Source organism: Emticicia soli, from assembly GCF_037860775.1.
GTDB lineage: Bacteria > Bacteroidota > Bacteroidia > Cytophagales > Spirosomataceae > Emticicia > Emticicia soli.
Genome location: NZ_JBBEWC010000001.1, coordinates 387,460 through 414,066, shown reverse-complemented (window position 1 = coordinate 414,066; position 26,607 = coordinate 387,460). Strand labels below are relative to the sequence as shown.

The 26,607-nt window shown below is 38.8% G+C and carries 21 protein-coding genes; 5 read left to right on the top strand and 16 right to left on the bottom strand.

Annotation, left to right across the window (positions count from 1 at the left end; all coding sequences use genetic code 11):
• Positions 1–9: 9 nt before the first annotated feature.
• The 3 genes from bamA to WAE64_RS01765 all read left to right on the top strand — a co-directional run bounded on the left by bamA (position 10) and on the right by WAE64_RS01765 (position 3,961).
• Complete coding sequence (gene bamA, locus WAE64_RS01775; protein ID WP_340233823.1) at positions 10–2,667, top strand: outer membrane protein assembly factor BamA; 2,658 nt, start codon at positions 10–12, stop codon at positions 2,665–2,667.
• Positions 2,668–2,811: 144 nt separating this feature from the next.
• Positions 2,812–3,369, top strand: coding sequence for an OmpH/Skp family outer membrane protein (locus WAE64_RS01770; RefSeq protein ID WP_340233821.1), 558 nt, complete (start codon positions 2,812–2,814; stop codon positions 3,367–3,369).
• A 7-nt stretch (positions 3,370–3,376) separates the two neighbouring features.
• Entirely contained in the window at positions 3,377–3,961 is a 585-nt protein-coding gene (locus WAE64_RS01765; protein ID WP_340233819.1) for an OmpH/Skp family outer membrane protein, read from the top strand.
• 79 nt (positions 3,962–4,040) lie between these two features.
• On the opposite strand, the gene WAE64_RS01760 is transcribed toward WAE64_RS01765, so the two are convergent.
• From WAE64_RS01760 to WAE64_RS01750, 3 genes are all read right to left on the bottom strand, one after another.
• Positions 4,041–5,273 carry a thioredoxin family protein gene (locus WAE64_RS01760; RefSeq protein ID WP_340233817.1) on the bottom strand — a complete coding sequence of 411 codons (1,233 nt, stop codon included), beginning with the start codon at positions 5,271–5,273 and terminating at the stop codon, positions 4,041–4,043.
• Positions 5,274–5,470: 197 nt separating this feature from the next.
• Complete coding sequence (locus WAE64_RS01755) at positions 5,471–6,499, bottom strand: sugar phosphate isomerase/epimerase family protein (RefSeq protein WP_340233815.1); 1,029 nt, start codon at positions 6,497–6,499, stop codon at positions 5,471–5,473.
• A 26-nt stretch (positions 6,500–6,525) separates the two neighbouring features.
• Positions 6,526–9,255 carry a PQQ-dependent sugar dehydrogenase gene (locus WAE64_RS01750; RefSeq protein WP_340233812.1) on the bottom strand — a complete coding sequence of 910 codons (2,730 nt, stop codon included), beginning with the start codon at positions 9,253–9,255 and terminating at the stop codon, positions 6,526–6,528.
• A gap of 224 nt (positions 9,256–9,479) precedes the next feature.
• Between WAE64_RS01750 and WAE64_RS01745 the strand changes: the two genes are divergently transcribed.
• On the top strand, positions 9,480–10,244 hold the full coding sequence (locus tag WAE64_RS01745) for an NUDIX hydrolase (protein ID WP_340233810.1): 765 nt from the start codon (positions 9,480–9,482) through the stop codon (positions 10,242–10,244).
• A gap of 64 nt (positions 10,245–10,308) precedes the next feature.
• Here the strand turns inward: WAE64_RS01745 and glpK are convergent, their stop codons facing one another.
• The 3 genes from glpK to WAE64_RS01730 all read right to left on the bottom strand — a co-directional run bounded on the left by glpK (position 10,309) and on the right by WAE64_RS01730 (position 14,253).
• Positions 10,309–11,805, bottom strand: a complete 1,497-nt coding sequence (gene glpK / locus WAE64_RS01740) for a glycerol kinase GlpK (protein ID WP_340233808.1) — start codon at positions 11,803–11,805, stop codon at positions 10,309–10,311.
• Positions 11,806–11,878: 73 nt separating this feature from the next.
• Complete coding sequence (gene fucP / locus WAE64_RS01735; RefSeq protein ID WP_340233806.1) at positions 11,879–13,135, bottom strand: L-fucose:H+ symporter permease; 1,257 nt, start codon at positions 13,133–13,135, stop codon at positions 11,879–11,881.
• Between the two features lie 197 nt (positions 13,136–13,332).
• Positions 13,333–14,253 carry a sugar phosphate isomerase/epimerase family protein gene (locus WAE64_RS01730; protein WP_340233804.1) on the bottom strand — a complete coding sequence of 307 codons (921 nt, stop codon included), beginning with the start codon at positions 14,251–14,253 and terminating at the stop codon, positions 13,333–13,335.
• 358 nt (positions 14,254–14,611) lie between these two features.
• On the opposite strand from WAE64_RS01730, the gene WAE64_RS01725 reads away from it, so the two are divergent.
• The gene (locus WAE64_RS01725; RefSeq protein WP_340233802.1) at positions 14,612–15,118 is read left to right on the top strand and encodes an RNA polymerase sigma factor; all 507 of its coding nucleotides are present in this window, start codon (positions 14,612–14,614) and stop codon (positions 15,116–15,118) included.
• Positions 15,119–15,332: 214 nt separating this feature from the next.
• Here the strand turns inward: WAE64_RS01725 and WAE64_RS01720 are convergent, their stop codons facing one another.
• The 10 genes from WAE64_RS01720 to bshC form a co-directional block, all read right to left on the bottom strand.
• A complete protein-coding gene (locus tag WAE64_RS01720; protein ID WP_340233800.1) occupies positions 15,333–16,097 on the bottom strand; it encodes an SDR family NAD(P)-dependent oxidoreductase in 765 nt (254 codons plus the stop codon).
• A 254-nt stretch (positions 16,098–16,351) separates the two neighbouring features.
• Positions 16,352–16,714, bottom strand: coding sequence for a phage holin family protein (locus WAE64_RS01715; protein ID WP_340233798.1), 363 nt, complete (start codon positions 16,712–16,714; stop codon positions 16,352–16,354).
• Positions 16,715–16,883: 169 nt separating this feature from the next.
• On the bottom strand, positions 16,884–19,922 hold the full coding sequence (locus tag WAE64_RS01710) for an efflux RND transporter permease subunit (RefSeq protein ID WP_340233796.1): 3,039 nt from the start codon (positions 19,920–19,922) through the stop codon (positions 16,884–16,886).
• Positions 19,923–20,065: 143 nt separating this feature from the next.
• A complete protein-coding gene (locus tag WAE64_RS01705; protein ID WP_340233794.1) occupies positions 20,066–21,112 on the bottom strand; it encodes an efflux RND transporter periplasmic adaptor subunit in 1,047 nt (348 codons plus the stop codon).
• Between the two features lie 12 nt (positions 21,113–21,124).
• Complete coding sequence (locus WAE64_RS01700) at positions 21,125–21,703, bottom strand: NAD(P)H-dependent oxidoreductase (RefSeq protein WP_340233789.1); 579 nt, start codon at positions 21,701–21,703, stop codon at positions 21,125–21,127.
• Entirely contained in the window at positions 21,700–22,119 is a 420-nt protein-coding gene (locus WAE64_RS01695; protein ID WP_340233787.1) for a DUF3995 domain-containing protein, read from the bottom strand. Before WAE64_RS01695 ends, WAE64_RS01700 begins: the two co-directional genes overlap by 4 nt.
• 23 nt (positions 22,120–22,142) lie before the next feature.
• A complete protein-coding gene (locus WAE64_RS01690) occupies positions 22,143–23,489 on the bottom strand; it encodes a TolC family protein (protein ID WP_340233785.1) in 1,347 nt (448 codons plus the stop codon).
• A gap of 88 nt (positions 23,490–23,577) precedes the next feature.
• Positions 23,578–24,012 (bottom strand): PaaI family thioesterase, encoded by a 435-nt coding sequence (locus tag WAE64_RS01685; RefSeq protein WP_340233782.1) that lies wholly within the window; start codon positions 24,010–24,012, stop codon positions 23,578–23,580.
• 19 nt (positions 24,013–24,031) lie between these two features.
• Entirely contained in the window at positions 24,032–24,649 is a 618-nt protein-coding gene (locus WAE64_RS01680) for a TetR/AcrR family transcriptional regulator (RefSeq protein WP_340233780.1), read from the bottom strand.
• Between the two features lie 186 nt (positions 24,650–24,835).
• Positions 24,836–26,380 (bottom strand): bacillithiol biosynthesis cysteine-adding enzyme BshC, encoded by a 1,545-nt coding sequence (gene bshC, locus WAE64_RS01675; RefSeq protein WP_340233778.1) that lies wholly within the window; start codon positions 26,378–26,380, stop codon positions 24,836–24,838.
• Between the last annotated feature and the right edge of the window lie 227 nt (positions 26,381–26,607).

The following is a 26,607-nucleotide window of genomic DNA, read 5'->3' as shown; positions in this document are numbered from 1 at the left end:
TATATGATAATGATTTTTATAAGTAAAAAGTCGCAGTTTAACCAACCCTCTTTCGGGAGAAACACTACCAGAATCAGAAAAAGCATCCTTTTCATTGCACTCCTATTTTCTTCTGCAGGAGTATTTGCTCAATTAAGAATTGGTGTAGGGCGGGCCGACCAAGCCGCAAATAGTATTGTGTCTTACGAGAGGCCACAAGAATATACTATTTCGAAAATTACCGTAAGTGGCATCAAATTCCTTGACCCTAACACACTTATTTCGGTTTCGGGTTTAAGTGTAAACGATAAAGTCTCTATTCCGGGCGAAAGAATCAGCACGGCTATCCGTCGATTAATGGAGCAAGGTATCATTGAAGAGGCGGCTATAAATATCACAAAAATAGACGGCGATAAAGTAGAACTGGATATTAACCTGCGCGAGCGTCCACGTCTGAACAAGTTTACTTTTAAGGGCCTACGTAAAGGAGAAATTGAAACCGTAAACGACAAAGTAAAATCAAATAAGGGTAAGGTTATCACCGATGCTTTGATTAAAAACATTCAGTTGACTATCAAGAAAATATACGTTGATAAGGGTTTCTTGAATACAAGTGTCCAAATCAAACAAGTATTGGATACTATTCGTGCCAATAATGCAGCTTTGATTATAAATGTTGATAAGAAAAACAAAGTAAAGATTAACGATATTGAGCTACAAGGCGTTGAAGAAATGCCTGATTGGCGAGTGCTGGCAAAACTGAAAAGCACTAAAATAAAAGCTCCTTTAAGAATCTTTACTCCTTCAAAGTTTGTACCTAAGAAATTTGAAGAAGATAAAGAGAAACTTATAGAATACTATAACAAGAAAGGGTATCGTGATGCTCAGATTACTTTTGACTCTACTTTCTCGCCTGATGGTAAGAATTTGAAGATAGTAATGAGAATTAACGAAGGTCACCGTTTTTATTATCGTAACATTACCTGGACAGGTAACTACCTTCGTAAAACCGAAGACCTGCAAAGAATATTGGCTATTGAGAAAGGCGACATTTATAATCCGGAAGAGTTGAACAAAAGAATCAACGGTATTCCGCAAGGAGACGTGAGCTCGGCTTATATGGATGATGGCTACTTATTCTTTAACTGTACACCTGTTGAGGTAGCTGTTGACGGAGACTCTATTGATATTGAAATGCGTATAATGGAAGGTAAGCAAGCTACTATCAACCGCATTATATTAAATGGTAATACCAAAACCAGCGACCACGTTGTGATGAGAGAGCTTTTGACTCGTCCGGGTCAGAAATTCAGTAAGACAGAGTTGATTGAGTCGCAGCAGATATTGGCCAGAATGAACTATTTTGACCCTCAGAAGATTGAGCCAAAACCAATTCCACAAGCTGATGGTACTGTAGATATTGAATATAATGTAGAAGAAAAACCAAGTGATAACATCGAGTTATCTGGTGGTTGGGGTGGTTTGCAAGGTTTTGTTGGTACTTTTGGGGTTGTGTTTAATAACTTTTCGGCCAAAAATATCACTAATTTATCAAAATGGAGACCATTACCAGCTGGAGACGGACAAAAATTAGCGTTACGTTTGCAAGCCAGTGGTCGATTCTACCAAACCTATTCAATATCATTTACTGAGCCTTGGTTGGGTGGTAAAAAACCAAATTCATTTACGGTTAGTATATTCCATACATCTTCTGACAACAGAGCATATCAGAGAGCCTTAGAGCGCCAATATGGTTCTAACTCTGCATTGCTTGCTATGTATGGTGGTGCTAGTAGTATCTATAACGGATATTTCAAAAATACAGGGGCATCAGTTACATACGGTAAGCGTTTGAACTGGCCTGATAGAAATTTTAGCTTCAATGCTTCCTTATCATACCAAAGATATAACGTTGATAATAGTTACTTCATCCCTGGTTTCCAGAAGGGTGTAGCCAACGACCTTTCGTTGATTACCTCAATCTCGAGATATTACCTTGATAATCCACAGTTTACACGTTCGGGTTCTCAGTTTACTTTAACAGCTACTTTTAACCCTCCATACTCGATACTTAGAGGGGCTCCCGCTGCCGATAGATTCAAATGGATTGAAGGCCACAAGTGGATGTTTGATGGCGACTGGTACACGCCAATTGTAGGTAAGTTTGTATTACACGCCAAAGCAAACTTAGGTTTCTTGGGTAAATACAGTGCTAGCTCAGCATATAGCCCGTTTGGCCGTTTTATATTAGGGGGGGCAGGTTTAGGTATGCAAAATGCCATGAACGTTGGTGCTGACCTAATCGGGCTACGTGGATATGACGAAGGTGTAGTTCACGAATTATCAATGGATGAAGCTGAGAGATTCAGAAAAGGTGAGATTACTTTGAGCCGTTTGGGTGGTTTGGCTTATAGCAAGTACACTGCCGAAATCCGTTATCCGGTGTCATTGAACCCACAGGCTACTATCTTCTTGCAAGTATTTGCCGAGGCTGGTAATAGCTGGGGTAGCTATAAAGACATTAACCCTTTCAAGCTACGTCGTACGGCAGGGGTAGGTGCAAGAATCTTCATGCCTGCATTTGGTTTGCTAGGACTTGACTTCGGACAGGGCTTTGACCCGATTCCGGGAATACCTAATCGTGGTTTGAAATCGTTTACATTTAGTATCGGTCAGCAAATCAGATAAAATAGCTTTTGTTAAAATCTGTTAATATTATACGGGCTTTGTGTATCTTGCGTTAATAAGGCAATTAAGCACCTGAAAACACGTTAGTATTTGACCAACGGATAAAAATATTAACCAATATTATCCATTCATAATTATTTTTGAATGAAAAAGACAATAATTTTGCTATTTTTGACACTCTTTTCTGTGCAGTCATTTGCGCAAAAGTTTGGGTACATTGATTCGGAGTTTATTACAAGTAAAATGCCGGATTATAAAAAGGCTCAGGAAGAGATGGAAAAGTATTCAGAAAAATGGGTGCAGGATATACAAACCAGGTATACAGATTTAGAAAAAATGCGCCAGCAATTTCAACAGGAAGAAATACTATTAACTGCTGAAATGAAACGTGAAAGGCTGAAAGCCCTTGAAGATAAAGAGAAAGAAGTAAAAGAGTTGAATAATAAAGTTTTTGGCATGAATGGGATGTTATTTGCTAAGAAAAAGGAAATAATGAAGCCTATCATGGACGATATTTACAAAGCCTGTGCAAAGGTAGCACGCCAGAAACAATTGATGTTTATTTTTGACAAAGCCTCAGATATAAGCATGATTTATACAGACCCCCGCCATGATTATACCGATTATGTGATGGAGTCGTTAGGAATTTCGTTAAAGGAAGATAAAACTCAAAATAACCAAGTAACCAAACCAAAAAATTAGTAACAAAATGAAAACAAAGTTTTTTGCCTCTTTTATTGTGGCTTTAATGTTTGTCGGTATTACTGCGAATGCTCAACAAAAAATAGGATATACCAATGTTGATTTCATTCTTAACAACCTACCAGACGCTAAGGATATAGAGAACAAATTGAAAACCGAAAAAGCACAATATGACAAATTGTTGCAAGACAAAGTAGGTGATTTTCAGAAAAAATATGAAGATTATCAAAAAAATGTAGCTACTATGTCGCCGGTAATCAAAGCTGACCGTGAGAAAGAATTACAAAACGGACAAAATGCAATTCAGGAATTCCAACAAAATTCTGAAACTGCATTGCAACAAAAACAACAACAATTGTTGGCTCCGGTATTAGACAAAATTGATAAAACTATCAAAGATGTAGCTAAAGAAAACGGCTATGTTTATGTATTCAATACGGATGCTGGCCCAGGAACTACACCAATTTTGTTAGTTGCTCCAGATGCAGATAACATCTCTGATTTAGTATTTAAAAAATTAGGTGTTACTCCTCCATCTAAAACAGCAGCAGCTAATACTCCAGCAGCAACGCCAGCAGCTCCAAAGAAATAATTAATTCTTAGAGTTAAATATAAAAAGCCGCAGAAATACGTTTCTGCGGCTTTTGCTTTGAAGTTGTTTAGAATTATTTTTAGTTCAGCTCGCTGGCCAATTTATTAATGCTGTTGCCAATGTTTTCAACTACTTTTTTACCGTTGGCATCTGTGATTTTAGCTCTTGCACTTGCAAGGTTTGTTTTAGCTAGGGCTAATTCTTGTTTAGCTTTGGCGGCATCGCCTGCTTTTTTGTACAAACGTGCCGACTCGTATTTGGCATTGGCAATATCAAGCGGTGCTTTTAATTGAGGCTCGGCTGTTTTTACCCAATTGCGCACTTGTGCCGCATATTTACCATCAGGGAAATTTGTATTGAAGAAAGTAACATAATAGATTAACATCTGCGGCTGTGAGGTTTGGCTCACAAGATTCTGCACAAAGGTCATAGCTTTATCTTGCCCTTGTTCACGAATCAGAGCTTGTGCTTCAATCTGCCAGGTGTTACTTGTTACGTATTGCCCGGCGCCTATCACGCCCATATATTGCTTAAGTTTATTTACTTTAGCCAACGAATATTTACTTGCTTTAGGGCTATAAATTGCCATTTGTACAAGCATACCTAGCGCATTGGCTTCATTACCTGCATGGCCTTTTTCGGTTTCGTATTTGCGTGCTGTTGCTATATTTCTTAACCAGTATTCGGCAAAACCATTATCTATATCCATCAGGCATTTTTTTGTAATTTCCCAGCTTTCTATTGAACCAAGCTTGTTTTTAGGATACGCAGCATATAGGTCGTTTGCAATTTTAATATTGCGGCTTGTATCTTGTGTAATACGAAACAAATAAGCCAGACTCGATAGCATACTAACATCACGACTACCAGCTTGGTATCGTTTCCAGGCAGTACCCGACTGAATATTAGGGTTAAGAGCGGCTTTACCATGCTCAACCAAATCTTTGGGTGTATTAATAGGGTCGGTATGGTGTTGGATATTCTGGTTTTTATCGAAATACAAAAACAAAGGGAAGCCTGGTAGGTGGATTCTCTTTTTGTCTAAAAACTTCACCTGTTTGGCATCGCTCAGGTTTAGTTTGTAATTAATAAAATTCTGGTTGTAGAATTTACCCACTTCGGCGTTTTTTAAAGTAGGCTCTAAGCTCATACAGATTGGGCAGTTGGGATGATAACACTCTACAAAAACAGGTTTGTTCTGTGCTTTAGCTTTAGCAAAAGCTCCTTCTATGGTTGGCTCCCACGAAATACCCTGAGCGAAAGTAAAATAAGAAACAAAAAATAAGGTAGCAGATAAAAGTATTTTTGTCATCTGAAAATAGGGTTGTGATGCGTATAAATGATGTTGTATTTGCAAAAAAACGTTCTATAATATAATAAATTGCGTTTTGCAGAGGTATCTATTATGAAACAGTAAATATGGCTGAAACATTTCAGTTTTTCAGTTAAAAAAATAGCCATTACCTTTTTAGAAGATAATGGCTGTAAATAAAGAAAGATTCCTGACAATTAAGCTAATTCTTTCTGTACTCTTTCTAATAATTTTTTAGTAGCCATAATACCCTCGGCATTTGGTAAATAGCTGGTATCGCCGCCTAAATCTCTCATTAAGCCACCTTCGTATTCTATACCAACATACCCGCCGGTCCAGCCTGAAGCTTTGATGATTTTAAACATCTTTATGAAATCAGTATCAATGTCATTCCCGTTGGCATCAAACTTATGTGTTTTGGCACTTATACCTTTTGTATAAGGCATCATCTTTTTGGTACCTTCGTACTTATCATGTTCTTTTACACATTTAGTGGCCATAATACCTTTCAAATCCATCGAGGCAGGTTTGCTTCTTTCAGCACAGAAATTACCAAAATCAGGCAAGAAACCTTTGTTTTTGGCTTTTACCTGTTTCATTACGCCCACCAGCCAGTCAGGGTCTGTTGAGTAGCCAAAGTGATTTTCTACAATAACATTCAAACCTACTGTGCCTGCGTACTCGCATACTTTCTGGTAACCATCTGCAGCAGCTTTGCCAACTTCTTCCATAGTGCCTTCTTCGCCTTTACCAGATAATGCCGACATGGCATCACCTAAGTTCACACGAATAGACGAGCAACCTAGATATTTAGCGGCATCAATCCAAGCGTGGTGCGCCTCAGCGGCCTTCTGGCGTTTGGCTGCATCAAGTGAAGCAATATTTTCACCATCAACCATAATCAGGTGGTTTTTCATGCCTAAATCATCGCAACGTTGCTTAAGCTCTTTCAAATAAGTTTGGTCGGTGTGTTTATTGTTGAAAAAGCCTGATACATATTCTAACACCGAAACACCAAATTCATTTTTGGCTCTTGCAGGAAAATCCATGTTTTTCATTTTACCTGTAAATAATTCGGAGGCAAAAGAGAATTCGGCAAGCGATATTTCAAATGTAAATTTTTTGGCAGCTTCTGCCGCAAAAAGAGATTCTGGAACTAAAGCAGATAAGCCAAGACCAGCAGTAGCAAGTCCTAATTGGCTAAGAAATTCACGACGGGTGTTCATAGAATTAATATTATGAGTGAATAAGATTATGGTTCAAAAGTTACTGAAAATGGTACAAATAAAGCGCCTTTTGCTTTATCGTTTTTGAAAACAAAATATAAATCATGGAATCCATTGATAGGCGCAATACTAACTTTATAAGGCTTCGGAGGTTTTCCGCCTGTAAAAGCGCTAGCATCATCGCTTGGCTCAATAAACTCGGTTTGCCCTAATAGTGGGCCATCAGGTGAGCCTGTGTGCACTTCTACAATACCACCTTGCGAGTTTAATTGTTGTTTAGGCGCTGCTACTATAAAGCTAAGCGTTTTTATATTTGTCAGGTCAATTTTCTTGGCAGCGGCATAAGTATTTGCACCCATCACAATCAGAAGGTTTGTTTCGCCCATTTTAAACTTCATTGTGTTTTTTGAAGTCTCTTCAGCATTGCCCAATAGTAAAGTAGGATTTTTCAGTACCAACAAGCGTTCAACTGTTTGCGCAGGTAAACCGTTTGCCCCTTTGTCGGTATACGATGCCAATAGCTTGTAAATACCTTTATTTGGATCGCCACCCGCTGGTATTTTAGTAGTTACGCTACCTTTAGGAGGTAAAAGCGCAGGAGGGGTTTTCTTATCACCAAGGCTCAGGATATACTGCACCATCTGACCAGCCTCAGGCAAACCTATATTCGGATGTGCCGACATGGCTACATCGCCCCATACACCTGCTCCGCCTTTGATGATTTTGTCTGAAAGCAACGCAACAGCATTACTATTAGATTTGTATTTTTTGGCAACCTCAGTAAATGCTGGGCCTATTGATTTTTTATCCTGAAAATGGCAGGCTTTACAATCGCTTTTGTCAATCAGGTTCTTGCCTGCTGTAAAAGTAACAGGAGCTGCCTGATGACCTTGCAGACTTTGTGGCGCATCTTCAGCGTCTTGATAAGTAGCGGTGATTTTTACCTTTGAGGCCGGAATACGCTTGTTTTCTAAACTTCCATCTTCTTTATCTGATACTTTTACCTCATAGGCAACTTCTTTATCAGGGAAAAAGAACGTTTGATTTCCTGCTGTCAATTCAAGAGAAACCTGCGGAGGCTCGTTTCCGACCTTTACAGTCAGTTCTTTTGAGTCTTTTAAGCCTTGGGCATCAGTTACCGTCAGAACGGCCTTGTAAGTGCCTAATTTCTTGAAGGTATAACTAGGACTAGGTTCATTAAGAACAACAGGCGTACCTCCAGCCTGTGAGCTTAGTTTCCATTCATACTTCAGTTCGTCGTTGTCATAATCTTTTGTGCCTTCCGACGAAAACTGAACTGACAGAGGCAATGCACCTGCTTGTTTATCAACTTTAGCTACTACCAGTGGTTTACGATTGCCGCCGTTATATTCAATTCGTATTATTTTCGATTCAGGATTGCCTACAAACCAGCCTTGACCGTATTCTATCATGTATAAGTCGCCATTAGGGCCAAATGCCATATCGATTGGGTGCTCTAGTTTCAGGTTAGGTAGAAAACGTTCCATTTTTACATAATCGCCCTTATCATTCATGGTCACGGCAATTATCCAGTCACGCATCCATTCATAAATAAACAACTTGTTGTCGTAGTAGTCAGGGAAAGCCCTTTTGGCGTTCTGGAAAAGCTCTTTATGATATACTGGCCCAGCCATAGCACTACGCCCACCAGCGCCTAGTAAAGGAAATTTCTTCGATTCGGCCGCAGGATACCAGATGAAAGCCTTTTCAGCAGGCGGCAGCTCTTGCAAACCAGTATTGTTTGGTGAGTTGTTTATTGGCTTTTCAGGATTAAACTTCTCTCCTGATTTTTTGGTAGCAAAATCAAAGTCCCAGTAGGCTTTGTTGTCTCCGACAAAATAAGGCCAGCCAAAATTACCCGCTTTGCGAGCTTGTCCGAACTCATCTTCTGCCGCAGGCCCTAAGCCTGTTGAATCTTTGCCTGCATCGGGGCCTACATCTCCCCAATACAAGAAACCATTCTTTTTATCGACCGAAATACGATAAGGGTTTCTATGGCCCATCGTATAAATTTCAGGACGGGTTTTTGCCATGCCTTTCGGGAATAAATTACCCTCTGGAATGGTATAGGTGCCATTTGGCTCAGGATGAATACGGACGATTTTGCCTCTTAAATCATTAGTGTTAGAAGATGATTTTTGCGCATCAAACGGACTCATACCCGGTCTTTCGTCGATAGGAGCATAACCGTCTGATGCCCTCGGGCTTGTGTTATCACCAGTAGACAAGTAAAGATTACCTGCCGAGTCCCAATCTATTGAGCCACCTGTATGGCAACATTGGTCTCTTTGGGTCGGAATCTCCAATAAAACTTTTTTGCTGTTAAGGTCTAATGCGTTCCCTTTGAGCTCAAAACGAGCCAGTATATTTTTAGGCTCAGTGCCTGCCGGAGAATAATACAGATACACCCAATGGTTTTTGGCAAAATCAGGGTCTATGTTAAGCCCTAATAGCCCATCTTCTGCCTCTGGTTGGCCTCCGTCGGCAATATTGTATTTAGTACTTACCGGAATTGATGCAATAACTGTCGTTTTCTTTGTAAGAGGGCTATACATTTTTACCAAGCCGTGACGCTCAATAAATAGCACTCTTTCGTCGGGCAAGACAGCTAACTCAAGAGGCTCGTTGAGGTTTTCTGTAAGCACTACTTTCTGAAAGCGGTTTTCTTCGGGTACCTGTGCTAATAGTGACAAAGGTAAAAGCCCTATCAGAAGACCTTTGACTAGTGTTTTCATAGTTAAAAAAAGTAAGATAAATTGTTAGTTATTAAGGCATTTTATGCCTTGAAAGTATAATAGGGAAGGAAACTCTTAACTCAGAAAGGAAAGGATTTTTTTCATAATAAAACAATTAGGTTCTTTAATGTGTAAAAACTACGCAATAATATAAAAAATTTCATTGTGTACAAAAAACACAAAGATTTATTTTAATTTTGCTATTCTTAATAGGCACAACATATATGGATCCGAGATTTATTACATACCTTGAAAAAACCCTGAAAGAAGTTTCTATTGACTGTGTTATTTTCGGTTTTCATGAAGGAGAATTGAAAGTTTTACTTTTGAAGTGGAAAGGAACAGAGTGGTGGAGCTTGCCCGGAGGACGAATTTATCTGGAAGAGTCGGCCGATGATGCCGTTGTGCGTATCCTTCAAGAAAGAACAGGGTTGAAAGAAATATTTTTACAACAGTTTTACACATTTGGGGGTAATGATCGCTATAAAAATACTCCGTCTCAAGGCCTACGAGAAAAACTAGAGCAGCTTTTTGGTGACGATTTTTATGATGAAAAATACATGAAACGCAATGTTTCAATGGGTTATATGGCATTAGCAGACTTTGAACAAGCTGTAACTACCCCAGATTGGTATACCGATGAATGCAAATGGTGGGAAATATCGGCTATACCTGAGTTACTTTTCGACCATAACGAAATGATTGAACGGGCACTAAAAGCACTAAGGCGACAATTAAGCTATCAGCCAATAGGCTATAACCTGCTTCCTGAGAAATTTACAATGCCTGAGCTACAACGTTTGTACGAAACTATTTTAGGCAAACAGCTCGACCGTCGCAATTTTCAGAAGCTGATGCTTAGTTATGATATTCTCGAAAAACTCCCCGAAAAACGCACAGGTGGTGCATTCAAATCTCCATTCTTATACAGATTTGATAAAGAAAAGTATGACAAAGCAATGCAAGACGAGATTTTGTTTTCGGTCTGATAAAAAAACAACAGGAAGGCACAACTTAGCATTGTGCCTTCCTGTTGTTTTTCTAAAATCAATTTCACTTCTCCCAATCAAATGAGCGTTTTACTGCTTTTTTCCAGCCTTTGTAGAGCGTGTTGCGTTGTTGGGCTTTCATGTTTGGTTTCCAGCGTTTATCTACCCCCCAGTTTTGTATCAAATCATCAAAGTTTTGCCAGAAACCTACAGCTAAGCCTGCGGCGTAAGCAGCACCCAAGGCAGTAGTTTCTATCATGGTTGGTCTTATAACAGGCACTTTCAGCATATCAGACTGAAACTGCATCAGTAATTCGTTTACAACCATACCACCATCTACACGCAATGAGCTAATCTCGATACCTGAGTCGCTCTCCATGGCATCAAGTACGTCTTTGGTTTGGTAAGCGGTAGCTTCTAACACAGCACGGGCAATGTGCCCTTTGTTTACATAGCGGGTCAAGCCTGCAATTACACCACGAGCCGATGATTTCCAATAAGGTGCATAGAGACCAGAGAATGCCGGAACCACATAAGCCCCTCCGTTATCTTCTACGCTTTTGGCTAATTTCTCAATATCAGTACTTTTCTGAATAATCCCTAGGTTATCTCGCAACCATTGAACCAATGCACCTGCAATAGCAACCGAACCCTCGAGCGCATAATGCACAGGCTGACCGTCGAACTGATAAGCTACTGTTGTGAGCAAACCGTGTTTAGATGGTACTAGCTCGGTGCCGGTGTTCATTAACATAAAACATCCGGTGCCGTAGGTATTTTTGGCTTCTCCGGGCTGGTAACAAGTTTGTCCAACCAAAGCAGCTTGTTGGTCGCCTAAATCTCCGGCTAGCGGAATACCCTGTAAGACCTCTGAGGTGATATTACCATATATTTTGCTACTTGGCTCTATTGTAGGCAGCATTTGCAACGGAATATTCATGATTTCCGCCAGTTCAGTATCCCACGCCATTGTTTTGAGATTCATCAACTGTGTGCGGCTGGCGTTGGTAACATCGGTTATATGCAAACCTCCGTTAACCCCACCCGTCAGGTGCCAAATCAGAAAAGTATCCATGTTTCCGAAAATAGCATTGCCTTTTTCGGCATCTTCTCTTACACCGGGTACATTATCTAAAATCCATTTGATTTTCAAGCCGCTGAAATACGTTGCCAGTGGCAAACCTGTGCGGTCTTGAAAAAACTGCGAGCCGTGGCTTTTGCTTAATGCTTTTACAGTATCGTCAACACGGGTATCTTGCCATACAATGGCATTGTAGTAAGCTTTACCTGTGCGTTTGTTCCATACAACTGTTGTTTCACGCTGGTTTGTGATACCACAAGCAGCTACATCTTCTGTTTTAATACTTTTTTCAATACGGGCTTTAGCTATTACTTCAAGTGTGTTTTTCCAGATTTCTTCTGAGTTATGCTCAACCCAACCCGGTTTCGGGTATATCTGCTCATGCTCTTTCTGTCCGACTGAAACAATATTTCCTTTGCGGTCGAAGATAATACAACGGGTACTTGTAGTGCCTTGGTCAATAGATGCAATGTATTTCATAGGATTGAATAATATTGTTTTATACAATAAAGGCAAGAATTAATCTTGCCTTTACGTAAAATATAAATAAGTTTTATTTGCTGACTTTTGAACCCGAGAAGCCATACCAGGCAATGTAGGCAAACATGGCAACAGGTAATAGCATTGAGGTAGAAATAGAAGTGTTATCGGCGATGGCTCCCATAAGCGGAGGGAATGCCGCACCACCTACAATACCCATAATGATAAACGACGAACCAAGTTTTGTGTATTTTCCTAAATCTTTTACCCCTAGAGAGAAAATAGTTGGGAAAGTAATACTCTGGAAGAAGAAAAATACCATAAGCGCATATACCGCAGGTTGGCCTTGTACTTGTGAAGCAACCAAAAGTGCTGCTACAATACCAAGCGAATAAAAGCCTAATAATACATTAGGTTTAACGTATTTCATCAGGAATGTACCTACAAAACGACCAATCATGAATATCAACATACCCAACGAAAGCAAATCGGCAGCACTATGTTTGGTAATATGAATGGCATCCATCACGAAATTGATGAACAAGCCCCAAACGCAACCTTGTACACCCACGTTTAAAAACTGAGCAAATGCACCTAATACAAAGTGTTTATTTTTGAAAAGCCCGCTTAAAGATTCAGAAAACGAAGCATTTTCAGCGGCTTTGTCTTCTGCAGAGCTTGTTTCCTGAATTTCAGGCATTGGTGTTCTTAAAAAGAAAAGAGCTATTACTAATATAACGCCACCAACAATCATGTATGGTAACTGAACTGACTTAAAGCCTTCTTCAACCGATAACTGATGCTCACTGAATACTAATTTGCTACCTACTAATGGCCCTATTATAACACCTAAACCATTGAAAGACTGAGCAAGATTAAGGCGTCTTTCCGATGATTCGGCCGGCCCTAATACAGTGGCATAAGGGTTTGCCGCTGTTTCAAGAAAAGCCAGCCCACAAGCCAATATAAATAAAGAAACTAAAAAGAATGTCCATGATTGTGCTTCACTGGCCGGATATACCAGAAATGCTCCACTCGAATACAATAATAAACCTGCAAGAATACCTTTTTTATATCCCCATTTCTTCATAAAAATTCCGGCAGGGAGGGCCATCAGGAAATAGGCGCCATAAGTAACAATCTGTACCCATGTAGATTGCGAAATTGTAAGATTAAGTGTATCCTGAAAGTGTTTGTTAAGTACGTCGAGCATACTGATGGCAAAGCCCCACAAAAAGAAAAGACTGGTAACCAGTATAAACGGAACAAGATAATTGTTTTGAGAAGAGTTGCTCTGGAAGCTTTGTTTGTTTCCGGAAATAGAAGCCATAATAGTTTTTAGGGTTAAAATTTATAAGTGTTTACGCTTTGAACAGATTTTGTTCAAAAATGATAATTTTTTAAGAAATAATAAGATAATTTTTGAATAAATATAATCTAAGGTCATTAATAAGTGCATTTAAGCACAGAACAATAAAATAGCGAGGTGTTTAACCTCGCTAAAGACGGTAACTGCCGATAATTACCCTATGGTAAGAATTGTTTTACGTAGTTTCGAGCTGTAAGAATAGCCGAGGTAACATCGTCGATACTGCCTTCGTATGCTTTATCTTCTACCTCAATTACAACAGGGCCTCTGTATCTTACATCTGTTAAAGCAGTAAAGAATCCTCGCCAGTTTACATCTCCTAAACCCGGAAGTTTTGGTGAGTGATATTCAAGCGGGTTGCCCAATATACCAACTCTATCCAATTTGTCTTTATACACCTTTACATCTTTTATATGGATATGGTGCAGGCGGTCTTTGTATTGGTAAATAGGTTTAATTTCGTCCATCATCTGGAATATCATATGCGAGGGGTCGTAGTTTAGCCCGAAAAGCGGAGTAGGGAAGGTCTCAAACATAACATCCCATACGGCAGGAGAAATAGCAAGATTTTTTCCGCCCGGCCATTCGTCATTCGTAAAGAACATCGGGCAATTTTCTATACCAATCTTTATGCCTTCTTGTTCGGCTGTTTCAATAATAGGTTTCCATACTTTTTTAAAGGTCTCAAGATTATCCTTAATGTTTTTCTTTGGGTCTCGGCCAATAAAAGTATTCATTACTGGCACACCCAGTTTATTGCAAGCCCTGATAACTTTCTTGATATGCTCTATATAAAATTCTGCCTTTGCGGTATCTGGGTCTAACGGATTTGGATAATAACCTAAACCCGAAATTGTGATGTGTCTTTCGTGGGCATAGTCTTTTATATATTTAATGTGTTTATCGTCTAAGTTATCGACATTGATGTGTGTAACACCTGCATAACGGCGAGCATCGCCGTTGTCTTTTGGCCAGCACATCATTTCAATACAAGAAAAATCATTTTTCGCGGCAAAATCTATTACGTGTTCAAAGCCGAAATCGGCCAAAATAGCACTTACAAATCCGAGTTTTAACATAATTGTATCAAGAGTTGATTTATCAGAGTGTAAAATAAGTCTTTTTTGTTTAATCGTCGAAAAAAAAATCAGACGTTTATTAATATTAGAGACGAAGAATTTTTTTCATTTTCTAGACAACCAACTTTATTTAATTCTCGTATATGTGGAAAAGTGGAAACACTAGTGAGTAAAAGTTTCCACAAGTGCGCTGGTTTGTTTAAGGTTTGGCCAAAAAGTATAAACACAAAAAATCGTTAGAATATATTTTTTTATAAATTTTAACGATTTTTTGATAAAAAATTAACAAAAACTTGGTAATGTAATAAAATATTATTTAGTTTTGTTTAACGATTTCAATACTAACAATAAACAAGCCATGACAACTCTTGAATTTAACTACGCAATTTCAAAGACCTCGAAGTCTCTAAAGCCTTTTGCATTTAGATTGACGAAAGATGTGGAGGATGCAAATGACCTTTTGCAAGATACACTTGTAAAAGCATTTATGAATCGTGATAAATATACTGATGGTACTAACCTGAAAGCCTGGCTTTATACCATCATGAAAAACACATTTATCACAAATTATCAGAGATTACTGAGAAAAAACACGTTTATTGATACAACAGATAACCTGCACTTTATAAACAGTACAGAAAGCAGTATCGAAAACAATGCATACTCTACTTTTGCTCTCGAAGATATCAACAATGCTGTTGAAACTTTAGATGAAAGTTACAAACAACCTTTTATGATGCATTTCAGCGGGTTTAAATACCACGAAATTGCGCAAAAGTTGAAAGTACCAATCGGAACTGTGAAGAACCGAATACATATAGCCAGAAAAGAACTGAAAGAAAAATTACAAGTTTATGCCTATTAAGAAATTTTTATATTAAAGATATTTGGTTACAGAAATGACCCAGTGGTGAGTCATTCATAATGGTTTTTTCGAGTCTAGTGGGACTCTGATAAAAAGAGGAAGGTTTTTAAAAGTTATCTGTTATGCGGGTAACTTTTTTGTTTATACGGTACTTCTATGGCGCAAAAATAGGTTGGCACTTAGTAGCACCAACCTTAAAAATCTTGAGTTCGGTTTATAGATTCATGCCACCCGAAACTTCAATTCTTTGTGCATTTATCCATCTGGCTTCTTCGGTACATAAAAAGGCTACTACGCCACCAATATCGTCAGGTAAACCTACACGGCCAAGTGCTGTAACACCTGCTATAAAATTATTAACCTGCTCGTTATCTCTTACAACACCACCGCCAAAATCTGTTTCAATAGCACCAGGAGCTACTGCATTTACTGCAATACCACGTGCGCCAAGCTCTTTAGCCAAATATTTGGTAAGAGTTTCAATGGCGCCTTTCATAGAAGCATAAGCCGAATAACCAGGGGTAGAAAAACGGGCTAAACCAGTAGAAATATTAATGATACGTCCACCATCGTTTAATAAGGCTAATGCTTTTTGTGTCAGAAAAAATACTCCTTTAAAATGAATGTTCGATAGTAAGTCAAAATCTTCTTCTGTTGTTTCTGCAAAAGTCTTATGGGTGCCAATACCAGCGTTGTTTACCAGAAAATCGAAATGGGTAGCATTAAATTGATCTTGTAATACCGATTTTAGTTGTCCGAAGAAATTATCGAAACTCTTAGTGTCTCCGGCATTGAGTTGTAAAGCTGCTGCTTTTTGTCCTGCTTTCTCAATAGCTGCTACTACTTCTAGCGCATCATCTATTTGGGTATTATAAGTAATTATTACATCTATTCCTTTTTGGGCTATTTTTAGCGCCATGTTTTTTCCTAAACCTCTGCTACCACCAGTAACTAAAGCTATTTTATTTGTTGTTGCCATCTTATTTTATGATTAATTTGATGATACAAAGATATAGAAGGCCATGCACACAAGATTTGCGAGTTTCAAACTCTTATTTGTAAAATTCAAATATCGGTTTAATTGCTTTTGGTAACATAGAAGGATTGATGAAAACCATACCTCAAGAAACACATAATAAGCAGAATACTAAGTAGGAAAGCCACTTAGACAAAACAATATATAATTGCGAAATTCAATCGTAGGTTATTTGGTAAGAGGCAAATGTGGAATGATTAATTATGTGCATTTTCCTGATTAAGGCTTTCATCGACTATCTGCTGCACGGCTTGTTTTATTTTGGTCTGAACTTTATCTTTTGCAAAAATGAAAGTAGCCAGAATAGCCCCATAAACCAGAAATATAATCAAGTAACCCAACCAAGCACTTTTAAGCCAGATATTAAGACCAACCGCAGCGAGAATACTCAGAAAAATAATAACAGTAATTGAGAGAATAAACAAGATAAGGGCATAAATGGCCTTAACAGCAATGCCTTCTATTTTTTCTTGAAAACCGAGTTTGGTCAGTTCAAATTTAGCTTCGATAAGCTTGATAACATTTTCCCTGAACTCGTTTATTTTCAGCAAGTCAGACATATTTTACTCTTTTTAGATGATTGTTTAGGTAGTGGCGTTTATGAAAGAAAGCGCCCTTTGCGTGCTGCAAGGTAGATAAAACATGGCATCTGACAAAAATACTTAATAAAATTTTCGGTCTCTGCCTAAGAATTTTAATACTACTCAAGCAAAGACCGAAAGCCGAAAATTAGATTTTAGGCGGCAATAATTTATACATGACGGGCGTAACAATACGAGTAAGAATCAAAGAAGAAATCAAGCCCCCAATCATTACCAAAGCCAGCGGAGAATACAGTGGCGAATGCTCTAGCACTAGTGGAATCAGCCCCCCAATAGCCGTAAATGTGGTAAGAACAATCGGGATAAATCTGGTTTCTCCGGCTTCTTCAATAGCTTCGTTTATACTTAAGCCATTTTCTTTGCGTAAAAAATTGGTGTAATCAACTAAAAGAATTGAGTTTTTGACCTCTATACCTGCTAGTGCTATAATACCTACAATTGCAGTAAAAGAAAGCGAATTACCTGTAAATAACAGGATCAGAATAGCTCCAATCATTCCTAACGGAATAACCGATAACACAATAATGGTACTCTTAAATGTTTTAAACTCAAGAATCAGAATAGCCATAATACCAAAGATTGTGATGATAATAATAGTGCCTAAACCTCCGAAAGTTTCTTGCGAGCGCTCAACCTCACCCGCCATTTTTATTTCGTAGCCTTTAGGTAGCTTAACAGCCGCCAATTTTGCGCTGGCATCTTTGGTTACATTGGGTGTAAGATACCCACTTTGTATAAATGCCGTAACCATAGTATAACGGTCTCTGTCATAGTGGTTAATTCTGTTTGGTGAGGTTTCAAAATTAATTGTGGCCACTTGCTTAAGCGGAATCAGGTTTCCCATCTGATTACCGATAAACATCTTCGAGAATGCATCCATACCAGCGTGTTCGCCACGAGGTAGGCTGATATTAATATCTATTTCGTCGTCGTCGTTTTGTTTAAAAGTGCCCATATTAACTCCTGCAATCCCCATTCTGACGGTACGGTCAATATCTACCGTCGGGATACCGAGCATTCCGGCTTTATCTTTGTTGATATTTACCCGTAAATCAACATTTTGTGCTGATAAGGGGTTGTTTACATACATAGTGCCCGGTGTTTCTTTAAATGCTTTTTCAATACGGAAAGAAATAGCTCGTAGTGAATCAAGGTTTTCGCCGAATATCCTTACCGCCAGTGGTGCTTCTACCGGAGGGCCTTGCTCAAACTGAATAACTCTGATTTTAGCACCAGCGTACACATCAAATTTCTTGCGTAGTTCATCAATAAACTCTTCTCTTTCTGGTACTTCAACATCGTCTTGCAGTTGCACAAAAATCTGTGCAAAATTAGATTGAGATCCACCCATCGGCATTACGTTATAATAGATACGAGGGTTTGATTTACCAATATTAGAGGCATAGTTTTTAACAATCGTGTGTTTGCCCAATTCTTTCTCAACAAAAACGGTAGCTTTGTCGGTCTCGCTTAGTGTTGTGCCTAGCGGGGTGGCTATGTTAATAAGAAATTGTGGTTTTTCAGAACGAGGAAATACACTTGTACCCACAACAGGAATGAGGGCTAAACTGCCTAAGAATATAGCAAAAGCAATAAGCAAGCTAATGACAGGTCTGTTAAGTGCCCAATGGAGAATCTTACGATATGAGCCTTCGATTCCTTTTTTCATTAATCTCAAAACCACGTTTTCGCTGTGTTCTTCTCTAGGCATTAATTGGCTAGCCAGAAAAGGAACAATTGTCAACGAAACGAATAATGAGGCGATGATGGTAGTGATAACCGCCATAGGTAGGCTTCGGATAAAGTCTCCGGCTGCCTCAGGCAAAAAGCAAAGCGGTAAAAACGCAAATATAAGTGTGGCTGTACAACCTAAAACAGCTAAGCCGATTTGTTTGGTGGCTTCAATAGCTGCATCTCGGCGCGACATACCCGAGCGCAAGAACCGGGCAATATTCTCAACAACCACAATGGAGTCGTCGACCAGAAGCCCGAGCGCAATTACCAAACCTACTACACTCAACTGATTAATACCAAAACCTGCTAAATCGAGCATGGTTAAACCCATTGCCAGCGATAGAGGGATTGAAATCATGACAATAATTGCCGCTCTGAAACCCAAAGGTATAAGCGTAATTAATACTAGCAAGATAGCGATGCCAAAGTCACGAGCCAAGCCAAGTAAACGAGTTGAAACGCTCTTAACCTGGTCGAAGCTTTGCTCGAATTTGATATTAGGCGACAAGTTATTTTTAAAATCATCAATAATCGGGCGGATTTCGTCTCCTGTTGTAAAGATATTGCTTCCGGCTTTCATCGATGCTGTAATAAATACCGCACGTTTTCCGTTCAATCGGGCAATGTACGTTTCTTCTTCGTAGTCCATGCTTACATCAGCAACATCTTTCAGATAAGTGATTGTAGTACCCGAAGTACTTACAACCGTATTTTTTATCTCATCAAGGTTCTGGTAACTTCCCGATGTTTTTACACTAAATTTACGGCTTCCGATTTCGATATTGCCTGCTGGAATATTAGCGTTATCGGACTGAATAGCCCCTAAAACCCGATTAAGTGGGATACGAAGCTGAGCCATTTTATCAAGGTTAACAGAAACTCTTACCTGCTGCTTCGGGAAAGCCCACGTTTCGGCTGCTTTGATAGATTTTACTTTTAATAGTTTGTCTTTCAGTTTTTCGGCCTCTTTTTCTAAATCTTTATAAGGAGTGGTTTCTGACAATAAAGCACATTGAACAATGTTTACACCCTCTGGCGTATGTCTGAAAATATCAATGCTATAAAGGTCGGCAGGTAAAGAGCCACGAATAGCATTAATTTCTCTTACAACCTCGTTGTATTTTTCTTCAGTGTCTATTTTGTGTTGAAACTCAACTACTATGTTTGCCACGCCTTCATCGGCAGTAGAAATTACTTTTTTTATATCGCTGATACCTGCAAGCCTATCTTCTATAGGGTCTAATACCAGTTTTTCTATATCAGCCGGCGAAGTACCCGGATATACCACCACAATACTGTTGAAAGTAGCCTTCAGGTCCGGGTCTTCGGCTTTAGGCATATTCAACAAAGAATTAACACCAATTGCTAATATCATGATAAAAATGATAATAGTGAATTGGTAGTTTTTTACGGAAAATTCTGCAAGACGCATTTTAATGATAAATTAAGTGTAACAATTTGCCAGGCAAGGCATTGCTTGTCAGCATTATCTACAATTGACACGTTTTTGTATGAATTGGCCTTTGCTAAGCAAAGCCCAACAATGTGATGCTAATAGCTTTTGTATGCCAAAATCTATTTTTGAATCACTTTTACCTTGCTCTTATCGCTTAAGAAATTAGCTCCTTTGCTCACAATCTGAGTGCCTTCGGTTAATCCTGAAGTAATAGCAACATCATTGCCGAATATTGAGCCAATATTCACAGGCGTTTTGTTTACTGACTGATTATCGGCACTTAGGGTGTAAACATAGGCTTTGTCTTTATCGGCTTCTATCAATGCTTCTACCGGAACAACCAATGAAACAGGACCTTTGCCATGCGAAATTTCTGCTTTGGCCACAAAACCCGAAATAAGTTTTTTACCATTGGGTTGAATCTGGAGTTCGGCCTCAAATGTTCCCGTTGCCGGATTAACCGTCTGCGCTATTTGGGTGATTCGGGCATTAAATGGTTCGTTCGGGTAGGCATCTACATACACTTGTGCGGCATCGCCCGCTTTTACTTTTACAACATCTCTATCAGCCAGCCCCACATTAACAATATAGGCCGACTCGCCCGTGCCAAGAATAAAAACAGGTGAAAAAGGCGTGATTAACTCACCTTGTTCAGATACTTTCCTTAGAATACGGCCACTGGTAGGAGCATATATTCTTGATAGTTTTTGGTTGAACTCTGCTACCTGTACGTTTTCTTTGGCCACGTTGTAACCTGTTGTAGCATCTTGCACATTGGTAAGGGTAGCGGCTTCGTCGGCATAGAGTTTCTTAGCTCTTTCAAGGTCTCTTTCTGATTTTTCTAAACCCAGTTTGGCTTGTTTTACCTGCGCATCAATTTCAGATAAATCTAGCTCGGCCAGTAATTGGCCTTCTTTTACAAATTGGCCTTCGCTTACATATACTTTTTTTATCATGCCGCCTGTTTTAAACGCCAGTTTCATTTCTGATTTTGACGACAATACACCACTGGCAATGATAGGCTCAACGAGCGTTTTCTGGGCAACAGCTTGCACTTCTACTGCTATAATTTCTTCGGTTTCTTGTTTAGTTTCTTTCTTTTTACCACAACTCACCAAAAACAAGAATGCAAATAAGTAAATGAGCGGAAATAATTTCGTTTTCATATATAAATCTGTTTATTTCTGATTAAACCCTAGTTTTTCTACTTTTTTTAGCCAGTTTTCACGATAAGTCTCTTTCGAGAGTCTTAAAGGGCCGATGGTGGTGGTACGTACGGGGTGTACACCACAAAATTCCAATGTCATTTGTTTCATAGCATGGTAAGTCGGTCTACCATAGCGAAGCCAATAATACCAAGCTGGTTGGTCGAGCGTAGAAATAATGTGCCCTGTTTTACCTACCAGAAGTTTATCCCACCAAAGAGAGTTTTCACGTTTGCTAAACACAAATCCAGGCAGAAAAACTCTATCAATAAAACCTTTTAAAAGTGCCGGAACTGACCCCCACCATACAGGATAGAAAAACACGAGGTGGTCGGCCCATTTTATTTTTTCGATAGATTCTACTAAATCAGGCTCTAATTCTGTACGTTTTCGGTAGCCAAAATGTAGGTTTGGGTCAAAAGTCAATTGATTAATAATTATCTCCTGAATAACTGCTCCTGATGCTTCTAATCCTTTTTTGTAGGCATCAAACAGCGCAAAATTAAAGCTCTCGCTGTCGGGGTGGCCTTGTATAAGTAATACCTTTTTCATGCTTGTAGTGAGGTTATAAGTGAGTTTAAACTTAGCAATACACAAAGCGGTGAATAAAACCAAGTATCTAACTGAGCAAACTTTGTATTTTTGATTTTTTTGAAGAAGCCCACGTAACGGAATTCTCCAATGGCTCTGATTAAAAATATAGCCGCAATAGCTTTAAGACCATAGTTGTTAATCCAATCAGGTAGGTTTACCATAACTATCTCAGTTTGGGCTAGGTGCAGAAATGCCATAAAGGTTAAGCCTAGTGCTACTGTCAGTGTTTCAAGCATCCGAGGCTTTAATACAAGCTGGCCTTTTGGGCTGGCTGGTAATGCATTAGCAATACCCCATTTGCCACCAACTAGCCAATAAAAATGTATAGCGGCAATAGAGCCTAAAATAAATGTATTACATAAAGCAAAAAACATAGTAAGGCTTGTTTAGTAGGGTGTTATCTTACTGCGGCAACTTTATCTAGCATCGCTTTTTTAAGCAGAATATCGTATTTAGTCAACGATTCCTGAAGTTTGGCTGTAATTACTTCATTTTGGGCACGTAGGTATTCAACCAGAATCGCCTGCCCGTTGCGGTAGCGGCTATCAACTACTTTAAAATACTTTTCGGCTTTAACTGTACCATCTTTAGCTGTTGGTAGGGTTCGTTGAGCTGCTTCTAGCTCGAAATAAGCCTGCGATACTTGTAGTTGAATCTGTTTCTGCACCTCTTCCAGTTTGGTTTCCAGTAGGCTTTTCTGAATTTTTGCCTGCTGTATCTTAGATTTTTTCTCATGACCATGAAAAACATCCCAACTTAAACCTATTTGTCCGATTACATAAGCTTGATTTTTAAAAGTGTACCCCGTGCCTTGAAAACCCGTTGTGCCGCCCACAAAAACCTGCGGCCTCATGGCATTCATTTCCTGTAATTTAATAGCCGATTGGCTTGCTTGAATGTTAGCTTTTAATTGGCTTATTTCCTGACGGTTGTTAATAGATTGCTGACGCATATCAGCAACGTTTACTTGCGTATTGATATCCAGAAAAACAGTATCGGCAATAATATCTGTCCCAAAATCACGATTCATCAAGAAGTTCAGGTATGCCTGTGCAGTATAGCGGTTTTTGTCCATAGTAGCTACTTGCTGGTCAAGCTTGCTTACTTCGTATTCGGCAGAGTAGATTACATCTTTGGTTGCTACATTGTTTGTAACCAGTTTTTCGTTGAGTTTTACGAAATCGCTCAATACTATACGAGAGGTATTAAATATCTTTTGCGCCTCTAAGGTTTGCATATATTGCAGATACGCAATGGTAATGTTGTAGCGAACTTCGTTTTCAATGATACGCTTTCTTGCTTCCTGTGCAGTTAATAAGTCTCGCTGAATAAGTAGGTTGTAACGAATATCAGTATTGAAAATAGGATACTGAAAACTGAATTTAGTATCATGAAAGTTATTAGGAGCTAATAACTCATTTACGTTCTCAACCTGCGGAAAAACACTCGTATTGGTAAGTTGATTAAGGGCAGTGTACACCGGATTAAGTAAATCACCGACAGGAAAAGATAAGCGACGACCACCTGCTGCCACAGTATAAGTAGGAGCGAAGGTAATTTTAGGCGAAAAGTTGGCTTTTGCCTGCTTTACATTTTCTTGGGCTTTTGCTATCTCAAGGCTTTCTTGTTGTAGAGACAGGTTGTGCTTTAGACCTTCTTGAATGTATGATTCAAGTGTTGGCGAAGAAACCTGCGAAAATGCTACAAAAGGGCATAGGGCTAAGAGTAAAATGACTTTTTTCATATTTTACTGAAGCTTTTTCAATTTATGAACAGTGTTAAGTTATGGTGCCAAATAAACCCGCCTTTGAGGAGGCGGGCTAAAAGTATATTTAGATTTTTACGCCTGTTACCACCATATTAGAGGTACATTTAGCTACTATCTTCTGGTCGGTATTATAGAGTGCACATTCAATATTAATAACTGTTTTACCGGCTCTGATAATCTTCGACTTTGCTGTTACAGTATCGCCTATTCTGGCTGGTAGAAGATAATCGATGCTCAGATTAACAGTAGTGTAAAAACTCTCACGGCCTAGCATAAACACTGTCATACCCATTACATCATCAAGCATTGAGGCGATAGTGCCACCGTGAAGAATCTTGGCAGGGTTGGTCATTTCTTCTCTTACCACAAACGCTACTTCAACAGAGCCTTCTTCTGCGGCTATTAATTTGCCGTTTAACCATCGACCTAGTGGCGACGGACTTATATCAGCCGCATTTTTACCAATATTTGCTTTAAAAAACTCTATAATCTTATTCATGCTTTTTCGTTTATGTAATTTATATTCTCCCTTGAAGCAATTCTGCAAAACGCTCGTAGGCATGCTCTAAGCGAGGGATACGTTCTTCTTCAGGAAACATTGTTGTTCTTTTTTTCAAGTGAATAGTTACCAGACCATGTACCGCCGACCATATCATTAATGAAGTGCCTTCAACATCATCTATTTTAAAATAACCTGCATCTATACACTCACGTACTATGTGCCTTAGCATATCAAAAGCGCCACGGCCGTCTTCCCATATTTCTTCCCGACACTCAATGGTTTCAATCGGCGACGACATCAGAAACATCAGCTCATATAACTCAGGATTTTCGAAGGCATATTGCATATAATACCTACCCATTGATGTAAGCCTTTCAAAAGGGTCTTTGATATTCAAGACTTTTTGAAATTGCTCAATCAGTTTCTGAAACGACTCCTGATGCAAATCAAAAAGTAGCTCGTTTTTATCTTTATAATACAAATAGATGGTGCCGGGGCTGTATTCTATTTCATCGGCTATATTGCGGATGCTTGTTTTTTCAAACCCCTGTTCAATAAAAAGCCTGCGTGCAGCATTTTTGATGAGTTGCTTCATCTCGGCTTTTTCTCTTTCTTTTCTTTCGGTAATACCCATCTATTATAACTGTCTTTAATTAACATTGCAAATAAAATGAACGCTGTTTAGTAATGCAAATGTTTTGTGAGAATTTTTTAATAATACTCACAATTATTATTAAAAGGGGGAAGTTAGAAGAGCTTAAACAACAAAAGCCTGCATATTATCACGAATACGCAGGCTTTTGTTAATGTTTTATCTTTATCAAATTTCAATAATATTAAAACTATAATCGAGCGGGTCTAAAGTATCCAGTAATTTCTTGATGAAAAGATTATCGTTTAGATAGAAGTTCAGGAAGTTCTCTTTTCGTTCCTGTAAACCTCCCCCCGGAAATAACTTCTCTTTCAAGGCTAGTAACTGATTCACCGAGCCCTCCTGATTCCGTTCTTCGGCTCTTTTGATACGTTTTTCAAGATGTTCTAACGAATTAATGCTTTTGGCTTTTACACCCTCTACCGGACCTTTCATAGTAGCTTCTATCATGAGCGCTTTTTTAAGAATGCGCTCAAAAATATCGTTGATTTCATCAATCTCAAAAGCAAGGCTTAATGATTTACGAGAGTTTTTTTCAACAAAACTTTTGCGAAGCGTTACCTCATCGGCAAATAATTCTTCTGTCGTAATACCTAGTTTATCTATTTTCTTGCGGCTTGCTTCATTTACAACCAAAGCAAAGTTACGAGGCATCAGCAATGGGAATTGTTCCTGATAGTGGTCAAATACGCCTTTTAATTGTAACCAATATGGCACTTCTGATGGGCCGCCGATATAAGCAAGGTTTGGCAGAATGGTTTCTTGATACAAAGGTCTTAGCACCACGTTCGGGCTGAATCGCTCAGGATTACTATCTACCAATTGCAGGATTTCTGCTTCTGTAAAGCTAATGTCTGTATGTAATATTTTATATGCGCCGTCTTCTTGTACAATTCTTTCACGAAGCCCATCTTCCAGATAAAAGAAGTTAATTTCCCGAGGTGTGATTTGTGTATGATAACCCGATGCGTGAAGCTTTTCTGAGGTTTCGTGTACTGCCTTACTGGCTGTGTGGTGTAGGAGGTCGTCTTTAATGACAGAGCTAAAAATAGCTTTAAGAGCTGTGTCGTCGGCATCGAGGCAAATCAAGCCTTCATCCTGAAAAAGATGACTCATGTAACATCGCACGGCATTAGCCAATGTACCTTGGTTGAGATAGGCATTCTGAAAAAATTCTACTCTTTCGGGTATCTGGTCACAGATGGCTCTCAATTCTGCCGGATTCATGCGCCCTACGGCACCTTTCTGTGTAGTTTCCCATTTATAGTTTTTGCCGAATAAGTTAAAAACCGAAATCTCTTCAAAGTCGTGGTCTTCGCTCGCCATCCAATACACAGGCACGAAATTGTATTCTGGAAACTCAGTTTTTAGTTTCTTTGCTAGGTTAATAATAGTTACAATCTTATAAATCACATATAGCGGGCCTGTAAAAATATTAAGTTGGTGCCCGGTTGTAACAGTAAAAGTTTTATCATCTAATAAAATCGAGAAATCAGGTTTTGAATCAAGATGCGAATATTGTTTTTCTAAGGCAGAAACAAGTGTCTGACGTTTTTCTTGAGTGAAATTTCTTGACTGAATAGCTTTTCTGAATCCTTCAATGTCAGGAAATTGGCTATAAAAAGTAGCAAGCGCTTCGTTTTTTGTGATATAATCTAAAAACAATTTTGGAAAAGCTCCAACAGCTTTTAACTCTAAGGTTTGCGAGGGCATATTTAAGGCGCGATTTCTTTATTATTCCAAATAACACGAAAAAGATTAGACAGGTTTCAAATATACAAAATCCATAGAATATTATTTCATGGTTTAGTTTTAGAAAACTCCATAAAACGTCTTTAAACAAGTAACGAAGTTTATTGGCAATTTTGAGATTGATTAGGATTTTTTTTATAAAAAACTTTTAGACGTATTAGCAGAGGGAATTGTATAGCCAACAAAAA